Annotated in this window: 9 protein-coding genes; 4 read left to right on the top strand and 5 right to left on the bottom strand. The window is 41.1% G+C overall.

Annotation, left to right across the window (positions count from 1 at the left end):
- From ACYQ3L_RS05075 to ACYQ3L_RS05060, 4 genes are read right to left on the bottom strand one after another with little or no spacing between them, the layout of a single operon-like run.
- Positions 1-3,012: a SusC/RagA family TonB-linked outer membrane protein gene (locus tag ACYQ3L_RS05075; RefSeq protein ID WP_379994611.1), complete on the bottom strand. Its 3,012-nt coding sequence runs from the start codon at positions 3,010-3,012 to the stop codon at positions 1-3.
- 31 nt (positions 3,013-3,043) lie between these two features.
- Positions 3,044-4,726: a hypothetical protein gene (locus ACYQ3L_RS05070; RefSeq protein WP_379994718.1), complete on the bottom strand. Its 1,683-nt coding sequence runs from the start codon at positions 4,724-4,726 to the stop codon at positions 3,044-3,046.
- A gap of 34 nt (positions 4,727-4,760) precedes the next feature.
- Positions 4,761-6,023, bottom strand: a complete 1,263-nt coding sequence (locus tag ACYQ3L_RS05065; protein ID WP_291111544.1) for an MFS transporter — start codon at positions 6,021-6,023, stop codon at positions 4,761-4,763.
- A 21-nt stretch (positions 6,024-6,044) separates the two neighbouring features.
- Complete coding sequence (locus ACYQ3L_RS05060) at positions 6,045-7,088, bottom strand: glycoside hydrolase family 130 protein (protein ID WP_379994612.1); 1,044 nt, start codon at positions 7,086-7,088, stop codon at positions 6,045-6,047.
- Positions 7,089-7,251: 163 nt separating this feature from the next.
- On the opposite strand from ACYQ3L_RS05060, the gene ACYQ3L_RS05055 reads away from it, so the two are divergent.
- Positions 7,252-11,220: a response regulator gene (locus ACYQ3L_RS05055; protein WP_379994613.1), complete on the top strand. Its 3,969-nt coding sequence runs from the start codon at positions 7,252-7,254 to the stop codon at positions 11,218-11,220.
- Positions 11,221-11,222: 2 nt separating this feature from the next.
- On the opposite strand, the gene ACYQ3L_RS05050 is transcribed toward ACYQ3L_RS05055, so the two are convergent.
- The gene (locus ACYQ3L_RS05050) at positions 11,223-15,266 is read right to left on the bottom strand and encodes a hybrid sensor histidine kinase/response regulator transcription factor (protein WP_379994614.1); all 4,044 of its coding nucleotides are present in this window, start codon (positions 15,264-15,266) and stop codon (positions 11,223-11,225) included.
- 276 nt (positions 15,267-15,542) lie between these two features.
- On the opposite strand from ACYQ3L_RS05050, the gene ACYQ3L_RS05045 reads away from it, so the two are divergent.
- From ACYQ3L_RS05045 to ACYQ3L_RS05035, 3 genes are all read left to right on the top strand, one after another.
- Positions 15,543-16,778, top strand: coding sequence for a glycoside hydrolase family 27 protein (locus ACYQ3L_RS05045; protein WP_379994615.1), 1,236 nt, complete (start codon positions 15,543-15,545; stop codon positions 16,776-16,778).
- Positions 16,779-16,846: 68 nt separating this feature from the next.
- A complete protein-coding gene (locus ACYQ3L_RS05040; RefSeq protein WP_379994616.1) occupies positions 16,847-20,086 on the top strand; it encodes a SusC/RagA family TonB-linked outer membrane protein in 3,240 nt (1,079 codons plus the stop codon).
- A 19-nt stretch (positions 20,087-20,105) separates the two neighbouring features.
- Positions 20,106-21,563: a RagB/SusD family nutrient uptake outer membrane protein gene (locus ACYQ3L_RS05035; RefSeq protein WP_379994617.1), complete on the top strand. Its 1,458-nt coding sequence runs from the start codon at positions 20,106-20,108 to the stop codon at positions 21,561-21,563.
- Positions 21,564-21,645: the final 82 nt, after the last annotated feature.

Raw genomic sequence — 21,645 nt, 5'->3', positions numbered from 1 at the left:
TTAAAAGGTTATGTTTACTCCGAATGTAAAGGATTTAGAAACAGGATAAGTACCCCAGTCTATACCATTAGCCATATCACCTTCTCCTGCCGAATTGGAACTTACCGTCATTTCTGGGTCGAGCCCCTTGTATCCGGTAAAGGTGAGCAGGTTGGTAGCACTACCGAATGCCCTCAGACTGCTGATGTATTTCGATTTGATAGGGAAAGTATATCCCAGCTGAATATTCTTCAGTCTCAGGTATGACGCGTCTTCCAGAAAACGTGTAGATGCTATCACATTATTCGATTTAGCGCTCCATGACGGTCTCGAATATTCATTAGAGGTTCCTTCTCCCCTCCAGTAATTATCATACATATCTTTCGATACGGAGAAACCTCTGAAGAATCCTTCTGTTTCATTAGCCATCTGGTGATATATATCGTGACCGAAGGCGCCCTGAAAGAATATTGACAAATCCCAGTTCTTATAATTACCCTGAAGATTCAGTCCTAGCGTCTGTTTTGGGATAGAAGAGCCCACGTGCCCTCTGTCTTTTTCGTCAATTACACCATCGTTATTCAGGTCTTTATACTTGACATCCCCCGGTTTTACATTTGCTCCCTGATAAGCCGATTTCACGATTTCTTCTTCATTCTGGAATATTCCATCCATCTGATAAAGATAAAATGAACCGACAGAATATCCCTTCTCTATATATTTTGCAAAGACACCGTTATCCACACGTCCTGCCTGGATAGGCGCATCCAGTTCCAAGACTTCATTGTGCAGGTATCCCCAGTTCAATGAAGCGGAAAAGCCCATATCCTTGTATTGCTTGCGGACATACAACTCCACATCAACACCTTCATTCAATACTTTTCCGGCGTTCACCCAATAAGGGGAAGCATTACCGATAGACGGAGGCAATGGGGCACGCACGAGCATGTCACTCGATTTTTTATTATAATAATCCACGCTGAAGCCATATTCTCCTTTCGCGAAGGCCATATCCAATCCCAGGTTAAACTGGTTGCTGGTCTCCCATTTCAGTTTATCGTTACCCAATTGGCTTTGTATATATCCGACTGACGGATTTCCCCCGAAAGGGTAGTTTGCATATGGTGTATATTTGTCGGTATATGCATATAAAGCTATATTCTGATTACCTACAGCACCCCATCCGGCACGTAGTTTCAGCAGATTGATGGCTTTAATAGATTTCATGAAATCCTCCTCATGTATATCCCATCCCGCAGAGACTGAGTAAAATGTACCCCATCTGTTTCCTTCTGTAAAGCGTGAAGACCCATCCTGACGCACCAAAGCCGACAAATAGTATTTATAGTTATAATTATAATCGACCTTACCAAAGAACGAAAGCAAAGAATACGCCCAGTCACTTGAGTAAAAGGTATCACCATTCACAGATGAAGATGTATTCTTATCCGTACCGTTATAGCGGATAGCCTCCGCACCAGCCATTGCATTCAATGTATGCACATCGTTGAAAGTCTGAACTGTATTGAAGACAGAGTTTAGCGTCCATCCCAGGCTTTCATTATTCTGACCTAATAGGGAACTTGGATTATTTATCCTGTTATTTGTCCCCCATGTTTTATTATTGATATTATAATCACTTTTCCTATAGTCGATCCCGAAATTGGTATTCCATACGATATTATATGGCAGTTTGGCCTCTACATTGAACTTACCCAGAAAAGTATCTTCGTCCCGTACCCTGTCGGTCATATTCGCCAGTCCTACCGGATTATAACCGTCGCCGAAAAAGCTGTTGTATTCGGCCTGTCCGAAATATTCGCTCGGTAAATCCACATAATTTCCGTTTGCATCATAGGTCGGAATTGCCGGATTACGCATATACGCATACCGTACAACGCTACCGCCTTCATTGCTACCGTAACCATCTCCTGAACTTGGCACAACATGAGTCTTAGCCTTTCCTCCGTTCACATTCAGCCCCAGCTTCAGCCAGTTTGCAGCTTTATAATTGAGATTTACGCGTCCTGAGAATTTTTCATAATCGCTATTCTTGATAATACCCTCCTGATTGTAATAAGAAAACGATGCCAGATAGTCGAATTTATCTTTACCTCCGCTTACTGATAATTCATGCACATTCAGCAACGCGGTCCTGAAAATCTCATCCAAGTGATTGATGTTTGCAAAATCCTTAACCAGAGCACCCTCGATCAAAGTTCTTCCGTCATTTTTAGCAGCTACATTATAAATATCTATATATTCATTTGTATTTACCATTTTCGGAAGGCTTCCGTGAGTCTGCACTCCGAACTGGCCATTATAAGCAACTTTCACCTTACCATTCTGCCCTTTTTTAGTAGTTACCAACACAACCCCATTATTTGCGCGGGAACCGTATATGGCCGCAGAAGATGCATCTTTTAGTACCGAAATATTTTCAATATCGGAAGGAACAATAGAGTTCAGCCCGTTTTCGGAAGGAATACCGTCTATAATGTAGAGCGGATCGTTAGAAGAGTTTATAGAACCTGTTCCACGGACACGCACAGTGACACCCGCCCCCGGAGCACCCGTCGCGGAAGTGACCTGTACCCCGGCAACACGTCCCTGAAGGGCTTCAGACACCCCCGGAGCCGGAACCTGCGTAAGTTCCTTCGAATTTACCTTAGTTACGGCACCCAATACTTCCCTTTTCTTCATTGAGGTATAGCCTACTACGACTACCTCATCCAGTTCTGTATTAGGCACAAGCCTTACATTCATTTCAGTAGATTTGGATACTGTAATTTCCTGAGCGTTGAACCCGACATAGGAAACCGTGATTTTATCCCCCTTGATATTCAGGGTGAATTTGCCGTCAATATCGGTTACAGTGCCATTAGGAGTACCTGTTTCTACCACTGTAACACCGATTAACGCCTCTCCTGTAGATGAATCTGTCACCACACCGGAGATTGTTTTTACTTCCTGCGCAAATATATTCGCAAAGGCAAAAAGTAAAAAACAAGTGAAAAATAAACGTTTTAACATGGTTTTATTTATTATTGGTTTGTGAGATTTATTATTTGTATGCAATAGTGTATTTGCCGTCTGCAACTACTTTATTATTATCTGTAGTCAGTCTTGTTCCGGCAGGAAGTTCCACTATAATACGCGCATCACCGGCAGGCATTTCGAATGTGCCGTCAGACGATACATTTTTGGCGACATATTCTTTACTTATAATATCGAAGAGGTCTACAATACCCTTTGCCGGATATTTTACCGATTTACTTTCTTTATGAGGATTGTAATACAAATAAACAGGATAGTGACGCTCAGCGTAGAAATCCGTCGCATTACAATTCAATTGAAGGATACCCTCGACATTTGTCTCCTTTATTATAGCTCCGAAAATACCCATCGGCGAGGAACTATATACGCTGAACATACTTGCCGGAGGATTCCCTTTCGCCCATTTTGGACCATCGCCCAAAGCCACCGGAGTCTTTCCTTTGAGTGAAACCTTGCCGTAATCGTCTACACGGCGCAGTCCCTCGTAAGAAATGTTATCGTTCGTAATACTCTTCATTTCAGGGTCCCACTGATGTTCATCATCAATTTCCATCGGGAAGAACAGACGGCACGCGTTTGCATTGTTGAGCATCCATTTGCCGACCGCCTTAGCATATTGCGGTTCATACTTTACCATAGATACGAAAGGCCACGCCGGTTTTATACTATTCATCAGGAAGGCATAGCCTCCACCGTCGATAATACTGCCCTGGAGTCCATTAACTTCATAATCGCCCCATTTGCCCACAATAATGCCCCAGCCATTACGTCCTTCGGGGTTCTTACAGCCGTCGAAAGTCCAATCGAGTAACTTTTGTACATCGTAATTTGTACCCTCTGCCGCATTCAAATATGCAGCAGCATATACTCCCAATGGCAACAGTATTTCATAGAAACGGCTTTCTTTCTGAGAGAGTAATGCTTCTGTCGCGCTCTTGGCATGGGCCAGATAACGGGGATCACCAAACTTATTATAGGCACAAAGCAATACATAAGCATGTCCGCCCGCTGCATCCTGTTGCAATGGTATATGATTCACCATTCCGCGCATCCGTGCATAGTCGAAGTATGAATAATCGTAGTTCCCGGCCAAAACAGAGTCTGCTTTAACAAACTGCTCAGCAATAGAGCGTTGTATCTGCTCGGCTCCGTCTACATCTGGGAATACATCGCAAACTGCATAGTACAGCGCATTCGGAAACACATCGTACCACCAGTCACGTCCATATCCGCCGCCAAGCATGCCTACTTCGGGCGTTGTATTATTCATCACTATATTCCACCCGTTATCTTTGTTGAAATAGTTCTGAACCATTTTTACATAGTTATATCCATCCTGATTCGTTTTATCTATCCCTACCAGCCCCGCTCCTAAAAGCGCAGCCAATGAGTTCAGACTCTCATGGAATTCCCCGTTATTGGCATTTTTACCCTGACGGACATCTTTTACGGCTGTGTATAATCCGAATGTAGGTTGATCTATGTTCCTGCGGTTATCATCGAGCCATATCATCGAGCCTGCCTCACTCTTATTGTTCCAGTCGAAAACGAAGCTGTCAAAAGCCTTGGCCTTCGCTTCCCAATCCAACATTTTATAAGAGCCGGGCATATCGGGCATAGAATCGACCCGTGCAATCGAGACCTGCTCTACCTTGCTCCCGTATGAAATGTTCTTTTCGGAACAAGCCATAGATAGTAAGAGTACCAGACAAATTAAAAGTATTTTAACTTTGCTCATTTTCATTTATAGTATTCGTTTGTTTAATAATGTTCTTTGCTAAAGGATAAGCTATCAACTGGATAGCTCCCACCAGAATAAGGGCGTATTTCAGAGCGAAATCTTCCGAAACTCCGAAGGCCAGTATAATAAACAGGATCAATCCGGCCGCCCGTCCGATAAATAAGCCAAATTCGTGACTAAGGATATAAGTATACTCGTTGCGTCTCTCTATCTTCACAACGGCATCTATTGTCTGCATCATAATAGGAAAGTAAGCCAAATCGAATAATGGCTGGAAAATCACTTTACACAATACAAAAACAATCACACCTGTAGCTGTAAACAAAATCCCATTGAATAAGGTTCCTGCAAAGAATATAATTAACCCTGCCACAAATATTTTCAGTCTGTCTTTAGGTTGAGCTATACGTCCCAGAACATAGACAAGAATTGCCGTTAATGCTCCACTAATTCCCTGTATAAGGCCTAGTGCCCCCTCGTCACCTACAAGTTTAAGTACCAGAATTGCCGGAGCTGTAACCAGAAAGCCCTGAACCATGCCTTTCAGAGACGACAGGACTAACATCTTGCGCCAGAGAAGGCAAAAGCGGAAGTATATAAAATCTTTCTGTACGGGATTGGTAAATTTTCCTTTCCACAGTACAATACACGCGATAACCGTCAATATGATAACACCAATGGTTACCAGTTGGTAAGCCAGATTTATATTCACCACCATGCCAAACAATTCTTTACCGTCTATCTGACTCAGGAAAGCTCCTATCACCAGAGGAACGCTAATGGAAGCGATGGAGAAGAAGAATGATTCCAGTCCGAAGAAATAATTACGATTGTTGTCCGTTGTATTATTCAGAGTCAGCAGATACCTGTTTGTCCAGAAAAAACCTGACGCGGCACCCATTGCAAATCCTGCTATCCCCAGTTCTACAAAACCAAGCGATTTGACAGACATCATTGCAAACATTGATAACCCGCTTACCAGAATCCCCCCCGCATACAATGTCTTAACATTAACAAAGCGAAGCAAGTATCCGTTCAGGAATGAGGTTGCCACTATCCCTATATACATGAACAGTTGGTAGAACGCGACCGATATGGGGTCGCTGGTATTGCGCATAACATAGGCCCCCACAAATATTTCCACTACAGGGAGAACCAATGCATAGAGCATATTAGTCATCAGCAAGGTGCGCATATTCGGCTCTTGCTGTTTAAAGAACATATATTCTTTTTTCAGTTTATTCATTTCAGATTTTTAACCGGTTACTTATTTTAATGTATTAAGGATTTCTGCTATCGAAAACTCAGCTCCGCAAATAACTTCATCACTCGCGCCATAATACATTTTTATCGTATCGCCGTCTACCAGATGTCCGTTTGTAAATACCACATTACCGAAAAATCCGGTTTGCTCGTATGCTGCGATTGGCTCCATAATAGGCTCTATACTACGTGCCAGAACTTTAGACGGATCATTCAGGTCCAGCAAGAGAGCACCAAGGCAATAACGGTGATTGAAATCAGCGCCGTGATATATCTCCAGCCATCCTGCCTCCGTTCTGATAGGCGCTGCTCCTGCTCCTACACGGGCACAATCCCACATGCCGTCACGTGTGGTCGCAATACATTTGTGGTTACCCCAATGGAGACAGTCCGGCGATTCGGCTACCCAGATATAGTTTCCTCCCAATTCGGGACTGCTGGGGCGATGCAATGCAAAATATTTTCCATTTATCGTTTCTTCGAACAACGCACAATCTTTATTATGCGGAGGGAATATCATGCCATGACGTGTATAGTCCTTCCAGTTCCGGGTATGTATAAGCCCTACTCCTACTGCTACAGGCGACACTTCGGTAAAAGTTAAGAAAAAACCGTCTTTTGTCGTAGCCACCCTGCAATCCTCGATGCCAAACGATTCCAGCTCTCCGTCCCCAAAAACGGGAGGATATTCGCTTTCCTCTTTGAAGTAAATCCCGTCTTCGCTGGAAACCAGTCTAAGATATGACATTGTTGTCAGGTAATTCTTACCTTCGTATCCTATCACGCGCGGGTCGGATGCATCCAGTTTAGGATCTTTAGCGTCAAAAGACAGAACTTCTATTTTACCAGCTTTGTTATATACAGGGAAACTGATGATTCCTTCTTTTTGGGTAGGACGCTCGGCCACACGTAGCAGCAGCCAGATTTTTCCATCAAATCTGAAAACACCCGGATTCAGGAGGCAGGTTATTTCCATACCTTCGATTCCCGGTTTCAGGTCTGAAGGTTTTAATAATGGGTTTTGAGAAAATCTTTTTGCTATATCCATATTTTTCATGATTAAAAATTAGTATCATTACAATTCCGAATTCGCAACAAATCTATAACCCCGCATCTGGAAAGAGGTATACTATATTCTCAAAAGGGTATACACATGCTATACAACATATTTCGTTTAAATTTGCGATTCGATATGCTGATATCTTTGTAATATGAATTTATTCAAAACCACATATTCCATTATCTCCGGTATTATATTCTGTTTCTTTATAATACCCACGATTGCTTATTCCCAGAATACAGTTAAACAACTGTCGAATACCGACGGGCTGTCCAATAATTCTGTAAACTGTATTTTCGAGGATTCGGAACAAACAATATGGATAGGCACATGGGACGGCCTCAATTCGTATAACGGAAGAGATTTTAAAACCTATCGTTACAACCGGAATAACAAATCCTCGATAAGCAATAATGTAATCCGGCAAATTCTGGAATCAGACCCAAACTATCTCTGGATAGCGACGGATTACGGTGTGAACAGATGGGATAAACAGTCTCAGGGATTTACGAATTATTTTCTAGGGACAGAACATCAGATACCGAAGCAAGAGAGGTCTTTTCTCATTGGAATTACTTCCCGGAAAGATATTATATGTTATGTAAAGCAGCAAGGATTATTCCGTTTCGATGCCGTACAGCAGATGTTTATCCCTGTCAACCATTCCCTGATTGACGGTACTGTCAAGACCTTTGCGATTGATGGAAACGATAATATATATTTCTTATATGAAAACGGAAAATTGCAACAGTCTAAATTACTATATCAGGATAAAGAGATTAAATTATCCCAGCCCAGATATTTAGAGCAGGAAAAGCCTGTATCCAATATATTTATGCTACATAATAATATGCTGGTACTGAACTATCCGGGATATCTGAAAATAATAGATGACAAGAACCTTTATCCGAGTACCATTGACTTTGACAAGGACAAGACTATCTCCCAGGTTGTGTATTATAAGGATAACTTATTGATAAGTTATTACGAAGGAGGCTGTGAAACCTATAATCTGGATACGAAAGTATATCAGCCAATACAAAGTATTTCTCCCAGAATATCTATATTCTCGCTTTTTTCAGGCAGTCAGGATATACTTTGGATAGGAACAGACGGGCAAGGCATACTTAAGGTATATGAGTATGACTCTCCGTTCAAAACAGTTTATACGAACCATCCGGTAAGAAGCTTTTGTCAGTATAACCGGAATGAAATATTAGTGGGAACGAAGGGAGACGGGATCAAGATATTAGAAAAGGAAACAGGGAAATTATCCGACTTCTTAAATATCAATTCGGGATTAATATCAAATTCTGTATATACAATAAAAAAGAACCAATCGGGAGACATATTCATCGGTACTGAAGGTGAAGGTATCAACATATTATCGAAAGATAAGCAATTGTACAGATTAAGTATTCCGGCGAAGCATCCTGTCTTTAGAGCAGTTTACAGCATCCATTTTACAAATAATGACTCGTTGTTATGGCTAGGGACATCCGGCTACGGGCTGATAAAAATAGCATTGACAAAAAGAGCAAACCAATATGAAGTGCAGGGCATAGAACAATACACATCTGCCGACAAACATAATTCCCTTAATAACAATGTCATATACTCAATAACTTCGGGAGTGGATAAAAACCAGTTATGGCTGGGCACGCGTGGAGGAGGCATAAGCCGGTTTAATATAGAAGATAAATCATTTGAACGGATAGAAGATATAGACAATAATCTCTCCCTGACAAACAACGACGTTCTTTCCCTGACAAGGGATACAGAAAGCCTGTGGATTGGCACAAGCTATGGACTTAATCGCCTCAAATTGAATAATAATCCATCAGGAATACGGGAATATACAGAAAGGGAAGGACTGGCCAACAATACAATACACGGTATCCTTGAGGATGAAACAGGAGGTATATGGATCAGTACCAATCAGGGAATTTCCCACATTAATCTTTCTGACAATAGTGTTACAAACTATTCATCGAAGGACGGGCTTCAGAACGATGAATTCTCTGACGGAGCCTATTATAAGGATGAAGATAAGATTCTCTATTTCGGAGGGGTGAACGGATTCAACCATTTCAACCCGGAAAAAATACATCTGAGAGACTTTAACCCATCTATTGGGTTGAGTAATCTTAGAATATTCAACACGGCGCAAAATATAAATGAACGCATAAATGATAATACATTAAAACTGGCATATGACGAAGCATATGTAACATTTTCATTCATTGCGCATGATTTCATCAACAACGAAAATTGTGAATATGACTATCGTTTGCTCAACTTTTCCGATGAATGGATAAACAACGGCAACAACCCTAACATTGTATTCACAAAATTGCCTCCCGGAAAATACCGGTTGGAAGTAAAAGTGACAAACGGCGACAGGGTATGGGGTGATAATATATATACTTTAAGTATAGATGTGGCATATCCGTGGTGGCTGAGTACAGTTGCTTTTATTATATATACTATTCTGGCCCTTATCATCGTGTATATAGCATATTCCGTAATAAGAAACAGGATAAGGCTCAACAGGCAATTACTGCTCGAACATATCGAAAAGCAGAACCAGCAAAAAATGCACGAGTCGAAACTTAATTTCTTCACGAATGTCGCTCACGAATTCTTTACTCCGCTCACCCTTATATACGGACCTGCGCAGCATTTGCTCGAAAAAGCGGATCTCGACGGGTACACAAAACGGTATATACAGATAATAAAGAACAATGCCGACAGGATGCAAAAGCTGATCAACGAACTGATGGAGTTCCGGAAAGTAGAATCGGGACACGCACCTCTGCACCCGGAAAGTATTGATATAAAACTTTTAATAGAATATATCACGGATAACTATACGGAGATAGCGCAGGAAAACAAAATAGAATTCAGGGTGGAAACGGGTAGTATATCTGCTATTATTACCGACCGTAATTCATTGGAAAAAATTATATTCAATCTTATTTCTAATGCTTTCAAATATACCCCGGCGAATGGCTTCATACATATCAGCGTTACACAAAACAATAATCTGCATATAAGTATCAGGAATTCAGGGAAGGGACTAACGGACAGGCAGATGGCCGAAGTGTTTAACCGCTTTAAAATCCTGGAAACATCCAAGTTACAGAATTCGACAAGTACAGGCATCGGACTAGGACTGACTAAAAGCCTGACTGAAATGCTCGGCGGGGAGATCAGGGTATCCAGCAGACTGGGAGAATACGTCATGTTCGAAATAGATATTCCTCCGATGAAATCCAATCAGCTTATTTCTTCCATAGACAGCCAAGATGATGACCGGATAACTATAAGTCCGCAAATGTATGATAAGAAAGACATTTCTATCTTGATTGTCGAAGACGAAAAGAATATACGGGAACTGCTCAAAGACATATTAAGCCCTTACTATAATGTCAGTGAGGCGAGAGACGGGGAAGAGGCTTTGTCTATGATCGGACAGAATATGCCCGACATAATATTAAGTGATGTGCTGATGCCGAATATGGATGGAATAGGACTTATTGATAAACTCAAATCCGATCCGAAGACAGCGCATATCCCAATTATAAATGTATCGGCGAAAAGCTCTGTGGAAGACCATATCAACGCCTATCAACATGGAGCGGATCTGTATATTACCAAGCCTTTCCATCCGCGCCATGTATTGACTACCGTACAAAACCTGATCAATAAACGTTCCGTGCTGAAAGACTTTTTCAATTCAAGCCTTTCATCTATTACTGTAAAAGACGGTATAACAATTCATCAGGATGATGAACAGTTGTTGCAGGAGATAGTGTCATTCATTGAGAAGAATATGGACGACGAATCATTAAACCCGAATGCAATAGCCGACGCTCTTGGGTTGAGTAAAGCAACATTGTACCGGAAATTAAAGGACATGGCAGATAAGACCCCCAGCGAATTTGTAAGAACAATCCGGCTCAATTACGCATCACAGTTATTGGTAACAACGAAACTGACCGTATCCGAGATCATGTTCAAATCCGGATTTACCAATAAGTCATACTTCTACAGGGAATTCTCGAAGCAATATGACTTGTCGCCGAAAGAATACAGGCTATCCAAAACGAAAGAATAATGTCAGGATTTATCCCGCCTCTCCAGAAAATCGGATGGTAATACTCCATACTGTTTTTGGAAACATTTGGCAAAATACGACGGATTATTAAATCCGACCATATAGCAGACCTCGTTTACGCGGTACTTATTTTCATTCAATAATTCCGTCGCTCTTTTCAGCCTCACCATCAGCAGCAGTTTATTCGGGGTGATACCCGACAGGTTCTTTATCTTGGCAAATAAGCCGGAACTACTGATATGAAGCTCTTCGGCTAACTGTTCGATTGTGAAGTCTACATTTGCAATATTCCTTTCTATAACATCATTTACCTTTGTAAGGAACTCTTCGTCCCCTCTGTTCCCTGCAATGCTTCTTAAAGAAGCAAATGGTGTCTCCGTAAATTTCTTCAACAGGTTTCGTCTCGATTCGAGTAGATTTTTTATCTGTGCTGAAAGGAATGAGATCGAAAACGGTTTCTCTACATACGCGTCGGCTCCTGTTTCCAGAGCCTCGATCTTCGATGCAATATTGGTTTTAGCTGTCAGCATTATCAAAGGAATATGATTCCAGAGTAAACTGCTCTTTACCTTATTACAGAATTCTATTCCATCCATATTGGGCATCATAATGTCGCTTATAATCAGGTCGGTTTCCTCTCTTTCCAGCAATTTTATACCCTCTAAGCCGTCTTTTGCCAAAAGCACATTATATGTTGTAGCCATATTCTTTTTGATAAACTCCCGCATATCCGGGTTATCTTCTACAATCAGGATAGTCAGCCTATCTTCTTCCGACAGAGGCTCCTTTAAATTAATATCTGGTTGATAGGCATTTAAGTCATTTTTCAATACCTCTTCATGCGGCTCTCTTTCCTTATCAATCGTTTGTTCCATGTTTACAGTGTTTACCGGGAGTGTGACAGATACCGAAAGCCCTTTACCGGGTTCACTTTCAATATCAATACTCCCATTGCTGGCATCCACAATCGTTTTTACCAGATAGAGCCCCAAGCCCGTACCAGCCTTATGGTTACCGGATATCTGATAAAATGGCTTAAAAATATTCTCCTGTTCATTTTCAGATATACCTTCTCCATTGTCTTTTACAGATATCATATATTTATTGTTTCCAAGGTCAGAGCAAAGCATAAGTTCAATATAATCCTTCGTATATTTAGATGCGTTGTTCAGCAGATTACTAACCACCTTTGTCAGATTCTCTACATCTATCGCAGTACGAAAGTCTTTATTATCGTATGTATATACGAATTTAATATGCTTATGTTCCACATAAGATTTGAAGCGGTCATACATACTCAATAAAAATTCATATATATTCTGGTCCGACAAAGTTATCTGTATCGTTTCTCTTTCTATCTTCCTGAAGTCCAGCAATTGGTTTACCAAAGTAAGAAGCCTCTGGCTGTTACGGTCTATAATATTCAGATCGCCCTTTATATTTTCGGGCAATGTATCCGAAGTTTCTATAATTTGCTCCAATGGCCCTATTATAAGGCTCACAGGAGTGCGTATTTCATGGGCAATAGAAGTAAAGAAGTTAATTTTAGAGTTATAAGCCTCTTTTTCCTGTTCATTTTTTATTTTCTCTATCCTTTCCCTGTTTCTCTTTTCATCCCTGTTCCTCACATAAGTGAGGAAAGCTATCGATGCTGCCATAGCCAATAATATATAGAAGCTGACAGACCATTTATTCCACCAGAATGGGGGAGTAATCACGAGTTTAATCTTTAGTCCCGTATCATTCCAGATACCATCATTGTTTGATGCCTTAACCTTGAAGTAATATTCACCCGGAGGTATATTCGTATAAGCTGCCTTACGCACTTTGCCTACATAGTTCCAGTGCTTATCGAAACCTTCGAGCATAAAAGCATATTCATTTTTTTCGGGGGCAAAATAACTTAGAGCTGTGTACTCGAAACTAAAGCCATTCTTATTATACGGTAATGTTATCTGCCGGACGCTGTCCGCGCCATATGAGATGTAGTTATAAATATTCACTGACTTATTAAACAACTGGAAATCCGTAATCTCTATTAACGGAATAGAACGGTTTATTACAATCTGCTTAGAATAAAAGGCATTAAATCCGGTCGCTGTCCCCAAATAGATTCTTCCCGAAGAAGTTTTTATCCCGGATTTCCCTGTAAACTGATCGCTCAACAATCCGTCACCTTTTGTAAAAATACGGTATTGACTGGTTTTAGGATCGAAACTTAACAGCCCGCGGGTAGTAGCTATCCACAGGGAACCATTATCGCTGAATATACTGCAAATCGCATTGCTCTGAAAATTAACTGACATTTGTATAAAGCACTGTTTTTGTGCATCGTACCGGCATAAACCACTATTCGTTCCTATCCATAGCTGACCGGACTCATCGAGGCAAAAGCAAATAACATCGTTACTGATCAGAGAAGATTTATTCTCAGGGTCGAATTTATAGGCATGCCACTGTTTTGTATCCGTATTATAGATATGTATACCGTCTCCTATAGTGGCAACCCAGATCGTATTCCCTACCTCAAGTATATCTATAATCAATGTATTCAATTTTTTCATGCGAATAAAACTATCCGTTTTGCGGTCATATAGGTTTACGCCTGTTGTAGTCCCAATCCAGAGATTATTGCGTGAATCCTTATATAAAGCATATATATTATTGGCATCCAGAGAAGTAGAGTCTGACGGATTATTATAATAACACCTGAACTTCTTTGTTTTAAAATCCATTACATTCAGCCCGCCCGAATATGTTCCTATCCATAAGGCGTCATTATATATACAAAGGGAATGTACATTGTGATAAGAAAGGCTGTTTCTTCCTTTATCCGGTTTATAAGCGATGAAGTTCTCCGTCCTGGTATTGAAAAAATTCAGTCCCCCGTCATCCGTCCCTATCCATAAGTTGCCGGACGCGTCTTCGCAGAATGTACTCACCACATTACCACTAATCGAATTCTCATATCTGTCATACGTGTAACTTGTAAAATAATTTCTGTTAGGAGATGCATAATTGATACCACCATAATAAGTGCCTATCCAAAGCCCGCCTTCCCGGTCCTTATATATAGGATAAACAAAGCGGTTCGAGAGTACCGGTTCCTTGATATGGGACTCTCTCTTATTGCCGATGACAGGCGATACACTGAAAGAAGTCAATCCATCATTCGAGCCTATCAACAGCTTTCCCGGTTCGTATTCCGTCAAAGAATGAATGTGCAATATTTTATCTATATTCTCTGTATTCAGATAATTACCTTTAATTCCGGTTTTCTTATCTATTTCGAAAAGTCCATTAGTCCAGGTTCCGAGCCACAATGTCCCGAAAGTATCTTCAAGCATGCTGTATGAGCCAAGTTTATTTAAAAGCTCAGGTGCAGTATCGGGAAATGCAGGAACAAACTCATCTTTCTTCTTGTCTAATTTATATAACTGATATATTGTATTATTGGCTAATACCCATATCGTATTATCCCGGTCTTTGTAAATACAGGTCGTAAAAATCGGTTCCTGTTTGTTTTTTATATATTTATCAAAAGAATAAAATTTTAATACATCCGTGTGTCTGCTATAAAAAAATACTCCCTGCTTAAATGAACTTATCCATATATTTTCATTCTCATCGGATAAAATATTCTGTATCTTATCATTAATCGGAATGTTCTCCTTTGTTCTTTTCGTAAAAGGGCGGAAACGGTCGCTTTGATAGTCATAAATAGAAATCCCCGTTTCAGTCCCTACCCATAGTTTTTTGGTTACATCTTCATAAAGGCTGTATATGTAGTTATTCACAATAGATGTACTGTCTCTTGGTATATTCCTGTATGAATGAAAATTATATCCGTCGAAACGATTGAGTCCATCCTCTGTCCCTATCCATATATAACCTCTCGAATCCTGCTCAATAGCATATACCGTATTCGACGACAGCCCGTTTTCTACAAAATAATATTTAAAATTCAGTTCTATTCCTGTGAGTGGAAAAGTAAAAAGAAAAAAATATACTATCATCAGGAATGTCTTTAATATCCGTGTTTTCATATAGTATAAAGGTTTTAAGTGTAAATATCGCACTTTTTCCGATAACACAAAATTTCAAAAAGATAGCACAATCCTACAAAGACAAATATAAATTATTCATCTATAAATAATTAACCTTGATTTTCATAGCATAGTTAAAAAAGTAATTTGGATAATTCTTGCATTGTTCTGGAGATTCGTTGCATATGCGTTCAACATATTTTAACGTCTTTTGCAATAGAGGAATCACCCGCTTTAATTCCTCTATAATTACCGGAATCTAAAAGTCATTATATTATGAAAAGCATTATCACATCCTTTTTGTTAATAGGTATCTGTAATTTCTCTTTTGCCCAACAGGAATTCGGAAAACAAGACCAATCAGTCATTTCAGAATTTGACAAACTTGCCCAAACTCCACCAATGGGATGGAACAGCTGGAATAAATTCGGATGCAACGTCAGCGAAAAGCTTATTAGAGAGATGGCCGATGCCATTGTTTCATCAGGAATGAAAGACGCCGGCTACGGATATGTAGTGATTGACGATTGCTGGCAAACAGGACGCGATGAGAAAGGAAATATCATAGTAGATAAAGATCATTTTCCGAACGGAATGAAACCGGTTGCCGACTATGTCCATAGTTTAGGACTCAAATTCGGGATATACTCCTGTGCAGGAAGCAAAACCTGTCAGGGAAGACCGGGCAGCCGCGGATACCAGTTTCAGGATGCACACCAGTATGCCGGATGGGGTGTAGACTACCTTAAATACGACTGGTGCTACAATGAAGGACAAGATGCAAAAGCCGCCTACAAAACAATGAGCGACGCATTAAAGGCCTGTGGCAGGCCTATCGTATTCAGCATATGCGAATGGGGCGAAAACAAACCCTGGGAATGGGGTAAAGGCATCGGTCATCTATGGCGTATTACAGCCGATATACGCGACTGTTACGATTGCAAGTTCAACTGGGGAGGAGTAGGTGTCCTGCAAATATTAGACAAAGCCCTCACAATTAATCAATATGCCGGACCCGGACACTGGAACGATCTGGAAATGCTCGAAATCGGTAATGGAGGCCAAACAGAGCATGAGTACCGTTCGCACTTCGCTATCTGGAGTATGATGTCTGCTCCCCTGATGGCAGGCAATGATATCCGTAGTATGGATTCCCTCACCAAAGAAATTCTCCTGAACAAGGAAGCAATTGCTATCAATCAGGATAAACAGGGTAAACCTGCATTCCGCTTTGTAGAACTCAATGGGATCGACATCCTTGTAAAAGCCCTGTCTGATGGCGATGTAGCATTCTTATTTATCAACCGTAACAATTTTAAGGTAGACCTCAACTACAACTGGAATTTTGACACCGTATATGATGAAAGCCTCGAAAATGGCTCATTATACATGAAACGTGCACCACGAAAAATCAAAAATATATGGACGCAGCAAGATATGGGCACTACTGATAGCCCATTGAGCAAAGTATTGGAACCTCACGAAAGCCTATTCCTCAAACTCAGGAAGTAAACCAGAAGAAAAACACATTTAAACTAGTGGTTAGTAATTTATTAATTTGAAACTAATTAAATCTAAAGATGAAAACAAACCTCCTAAGAATCAAACACAGAACAGCTTGTTGCATGATACTGGCATGTGTTATGCTGAGCGGACTGACCCGCCCTCAGGTATCAATTGCCGGAAACAGTAAAGAAATACAACAATCGAAGACGACGGTTACCGGAACTGTGCTCGATACAAGCGGTGATGCCCTAATCGGTGTATCGGTGATAGAAAAGGGCACGACTAACGGAATAACGACAGATGCTGACGGCAAATTCTCTTTAAACGTGACAAATACAAATTGCATACTGGTTATATCCTTTGTTGGATACCAAAAACAGGAAATCGGACTTAACGGCCAGAAAAATATCAATATCACTCTGGAAGAAGACGTAACGATGCTGGAAGAAGTGATGATCGTGGCCTACGGTACAGCTAAAAAAGCATCATTTACAGGATCGGCCACTGTTATCGGTTCCGAGGTCTTTGAGAAAGTTCAGCCGGTAAATTTATCCCAGGGTTTACAAGGATTAAGCCCCGGATTACAGGTAATAAACAGTTCCGGTGCGCCGGGGGCGAATGCATCTATAATGATCCGTGGATTAGGTTCCATGACCGCAAGCAACGATCCGTTATACGTTGTGGACGGAATACCTTATTCCGGAGATTTAAATACCATTTCTCCTTCTGAGATAGAAAGCATAACCGTACTGAAAGATGCTGCGTCAACAACATTATACGGTTCCCGTGCCGGGAACGGAGTAGTCCTCATTACAACAAAAAAAGGGAAAACAGGCAAAACCAAAATAAATGTAAGGGCTAATTGGGGTACGAGTGATTTTGCTGTTGCCTTTCCGAAAAAAAGTAGCCCTCAAAGGCAATATGAACTTACCTTTGAAGGACTATATAACGATGCTATGGACTATATGACCATCAACGGACGTAAATACACAGATGCCGAAGCAAGGCAATATGCATACAACAATGTAACAGGCATATACTGGCTCGAATCGAATACTACACTAAAAGACGGAACAACAAGAAAATACCTGTCGGACTGGAATACGGATTATCCTGTAGGATTGGATGGAAAAATAAAACCTGAGGCACAGCGCCTATATGACTATGACGTATATGACGAATCGTTCAAACACCGTATAAAACAAGATTACAGCATCGACCTGAGCGGTGGATTAGGAGATAAGAATACATATTTTGCCACTGCATCGATGCTTGACGATAAAGGTATTTATGTAGGAGAACATTACAAGCGTTTCAATACCCGGTTCCAGTTATCATCAAAAGTAAAGAACTGGCTATCACTGGAAAATTCATTGGCATATATTACCAGCACAAACTATAACACATCCACTCCTTTCAGAGCTTTCAGAAATTTCCCTACGGTTTACTCGGCATACATCTGGGATCACAACACAAACGACTATGCTGTGAGCCCATATACTAAAAACAGAATACTCGACGTAGGCGAACAAAGCCGCAACTGGTGGATAGGTTGGAGTGCATTCGGATATCTGGTTGAACAAACCAAAAATAAAACGGACCAGGTATTTGCCAAGACTTCTGCAAATGTAACTGTTCTACCGTTCCTGTCTTACCGCATATCCTACGGCTACGACTATGTGCAAACGTTTAATTCGTGGAACCGTTCTCCGGAAAGGGGCACTGCTTTAAAACCAGGAGACGGACTTATTGATAGAAGCGGAAAAAGATATATTGCGCAAACATTCAATAATTTCCTGTCTTTCGAAAAGAAATTCGGATTACACACCGTTAATGCATTAGCAGGTGCCGAATCGTACCAATGGGTCGACAGTGAGTGGTATTCCAACCGCAGGGGATTGGCCATGGTAAACATGACGGAGCAGTCGTCGGCATCCGGTGCAGCAGTAGCAGATTCATGGAAAGATAAATACAGGCTGGTCAGTGTCTTGTCAAGGGCTGAATACGACTACGATAATAAATACTATGTCACTGGAAGTTACAGGACCGATGGATCGTCTCGTTTTCATCCGGATCATCGTTGGGGAAATTTCTGGTCGGTAGGCGCGTCGTGGAGAATCTCACAGGAAAGCTTTCTGCAATCTACATCCGACTGGTTATCAAACCTGAAGCTAAAATTCAGTCATGGCGAAGTAGGAAATGACAACGTTAACCTGTATGCTTATCAGGGACTTTACGGCACTTCCAATTATTTCGGAAACAGTGGGGTGACAGTAAGTAAACTGGCTACACCAGAAGTGAAATGGGAAACCAATGTTCAAACCAATCTCGGACTGGAATTCACTTTGTTCGATAAACTTGAAGTTACAGCCGAAATATACAAAAGAAAATCCAAAGACCTGTTGATGGAAAAACCACTGCCATATTCTATCGGTAAAACATCTTACCTGGCTAATATCGGGGATATGGAAAATACAGGATATGAAATCGACCTGAAATACCATGCATTAAAACTAAAAGATTTGGACTGGGCAATCGCCTTCAACGCAAGTGGATATAAAAACAAGATTACCAGTCTCCCTACAGGCGAAGACATTATTTATGACCATGCAGCCATGTATAAAAGAAAAGTAGGAGGTTCTATGTACGATCTGTATGCTCCCGTATGGGCAGGAGTGGACCCCGAGACCGGACGGAACACATGGTATAAATATTCTTTCGATGGCGATGGAAATATAACCGGACGTGAGGTTACAGCGAACCACACCGATGTTGTCCCTACCGAACAGTATATAAAAGCCGGAAGCGCGCTACCTAAAATATATGGAAGCCTTACCAATTCACTCAGATATAAGGATTTCGACCTTTCCTTCATGATCTATTACAGTTTTGGAGCCAAATACTATGACGCTCATTATGCCGAATCGTCCGGTGCTTTCAGATCCAATGCCAGTACCGAATTTACAGAAAAAAGATGGCAAAAACCGGGTGATATCACTTCTGTACCTAAAGTATATGCCGAACAAGGCGGAACAGCCTACAATGCGGCATACAGCACTCAGTATCTCTACAATAACGATTTCCTGCGGTTAAGGAATATCACTGTCGGATACAACTTCCCAAAAACTCTGATATCGAAATGGGGTATAGATGGTCTGCGTATATTTGTAATAGGAGAAAACCTCCTTACATCGGGGACTGCTAAAAATCATGGTACAGATCCCGAAAATGTAGGGTTGGGTGGAATCGTGGGCGACTATGCCGGACTACCTGTAAGGAAAACCTATAATTTTGGTATCAATTTTCAATTCTAATCTTTAAATCGATATTCTTATGAAAATCAAATATATATTACCAATAGCTCTGATAACCGGAGCCGTACTCTTTTCGGGTTGCGACGACTTTCTCACCACAAATCCGTCAGTAGAACTCAGCGATGATATTGTCCTTACAAGCCAGACTGGATTGGAAATGTTATTAACCGGAACATACAGGAAGATGAAAGATGGGAATGGTGATCTTCACGCATCCAGCCCCATTGGCATGAAATCTTATTCGACCGGTGTAGGCAGTATCGATATTGCCTCTTATCCGGCTGCCGGAAACGAGATTAACGGGGCTTACCGTTTCCTTCCATCATCATACTTATCGGATGGAAACTTTGCTTCCAGATTTTTCCAGAACTACTATGAGATTATAAACAATACTAATTTACTGATAGCGAACGCTCATAATGCTCCCACCCTCGAAAACCAGATAAAAGGGCAGGCTCTGATTATCAGAGCACGATGCTATTATAATCTGGTGCGCCTATATCAGCACACTTATATAATAGCGAAAAACAAACCGGGTGTACCTCTTTACATAGAACCGTCAGACGCGGCTACAGTACCGAAAGGAAGAGCAAGTGTAGAAGAAGTTTATTCCCGGATCGAAAATGACCTGAAAGACGCTATAGCACTTCTGGCGGACTTTAACCGCCCCGATTGGACCTACTATGACAAAGATGTTGCCTACTTCTTGCTGGCAGACATGTACCTGACCAAGAATATGTGGACAGAGGCCAGAGATGCGGCAATGCAAATCACTTCAAAATATCCGTTGATGAGTAATGCGCAGTACAAAAACGGGTTCTGCGAAAAAAATGACGAATGGATACTGGGATATAAACAGACTGACGATGATAACTGGTATTACAACTCTATCGGTTGTGTATGGTATTGGGAAACAGGGACCCAATGGAATGCCAAAATGTTTTATCCGACAACCAATTTTGTAGAAAACATTATTACCCCCTCCGATGCCAGATACCAATTCAGAAAAATCGCAGCCCAGCCCGACTGGTATATTAGCGACAAATTCAATGACAGGCGACTGGGCGGACAGCCTATATTATCTGATATGTGCGACCTGAGAGCAGCAGAAATGTATCTTGTTGAGGCCGAAGCCAGAGCACATCTCAACGACTCACAGGCATTGACCATATTGAACAATATCCAAACCCTTCGGGGCGGTAAGGTAACTACTACATCCGATAACCTGCGGGATGCGATCCTCCTGGAAAGAAGAAAGGAATTGTATGGGGAAGGTATTGACCTCTGGGATGTCAAGCGGCTACAGAAAGCTATCAAGAGAGATGAAGACAAGGCGCATGGCGGACATTACTATTCAGCGGATATCCCAGTCAATTCTAACAAGCTTATCTTACAAATACCAAAGTATGAAATGACAAACAATCCTAATATAGAACAAAACCCGGACCCGGAAAAAGTACCCGTATTCACCCCTTAATTGTACAAATCCGCCGTGCAGTCAAGCTTAATAGCCATTGCACGGCAAATATAACCTTGTATAATATTTAATCATGCAAATA

The sequence above is a fragment of the Dysgonomonas termitidis genome, assembly GCF_054657735.1.
Note: the sequence above shows the minus strand (reverse complement) of the source record. Positions and strands in the feature narration are given on the sequence as shown.

Coding starts and splice junctions, on each gene's coding strand:
- ACYQ3L_RS05035 (WP_379994617.1), top strand. CDS start 20,106: ATGAAAATCAAATATATATTACCAATAGCTCTGATAACCGGAGCCGTA.
- ACYQ3L_RS05045 (WP_379994615.1), top strand. CDS start 15,543: ATGAAAAGCATTATCACATCCTTTTTGTTAATAGGTATCTGTAATTTC.
- ACYQ3L_RS05070 (WP_379994718.1), bottom strand. CDS start 4,726: ATGGCTTGTTCCGAAAAGAACATTTCATACGGGAGCAAGGTAGAGCAG.
- ACYQ3L_RS05050 (WP_379994614.1), bottom strand. CDS start 15,266: ATGAAAACACGGATATTAAAGACATTCCTGATGATAGTATATTTTTTT.
- ACYQ3L_RS05065 (WP_291111544.1), bottom strand. CDS start 6,023: ATGAATAAACTGAAAAAAGAATATATGTTCTTTAAACAGCAAGAGCCG.
- ACYQ3L_RS05040 (WP_379994616.1), top strand. CDS start 16,847: ATGAAAACAAACCTCCTAAGAATCAAACACAGAACAGCTTGTTGCATG.
- ACYQ3L_RS05055 (WP_379994613.1), top strand. CDS start 7,252: ATGAATTTATTCAAAACCACATATTCCATTATCTCCGGTATTATATTC.
- ACYQ3L_RS05060 (WP_379994612.1), bottom strand. CDS start 7,088: ATGGATATAGCAAAAAGATTTTCTCAAAACCCATTATTAAAACCTTCA.
- ACYQ3L_RS05075 (WP_379994611.1), bottom strand. CDS start 3,012: ATGTTAAAACGTTTATTTTTCACTTGTTTTTTACTTTTTGCCTTTGCG.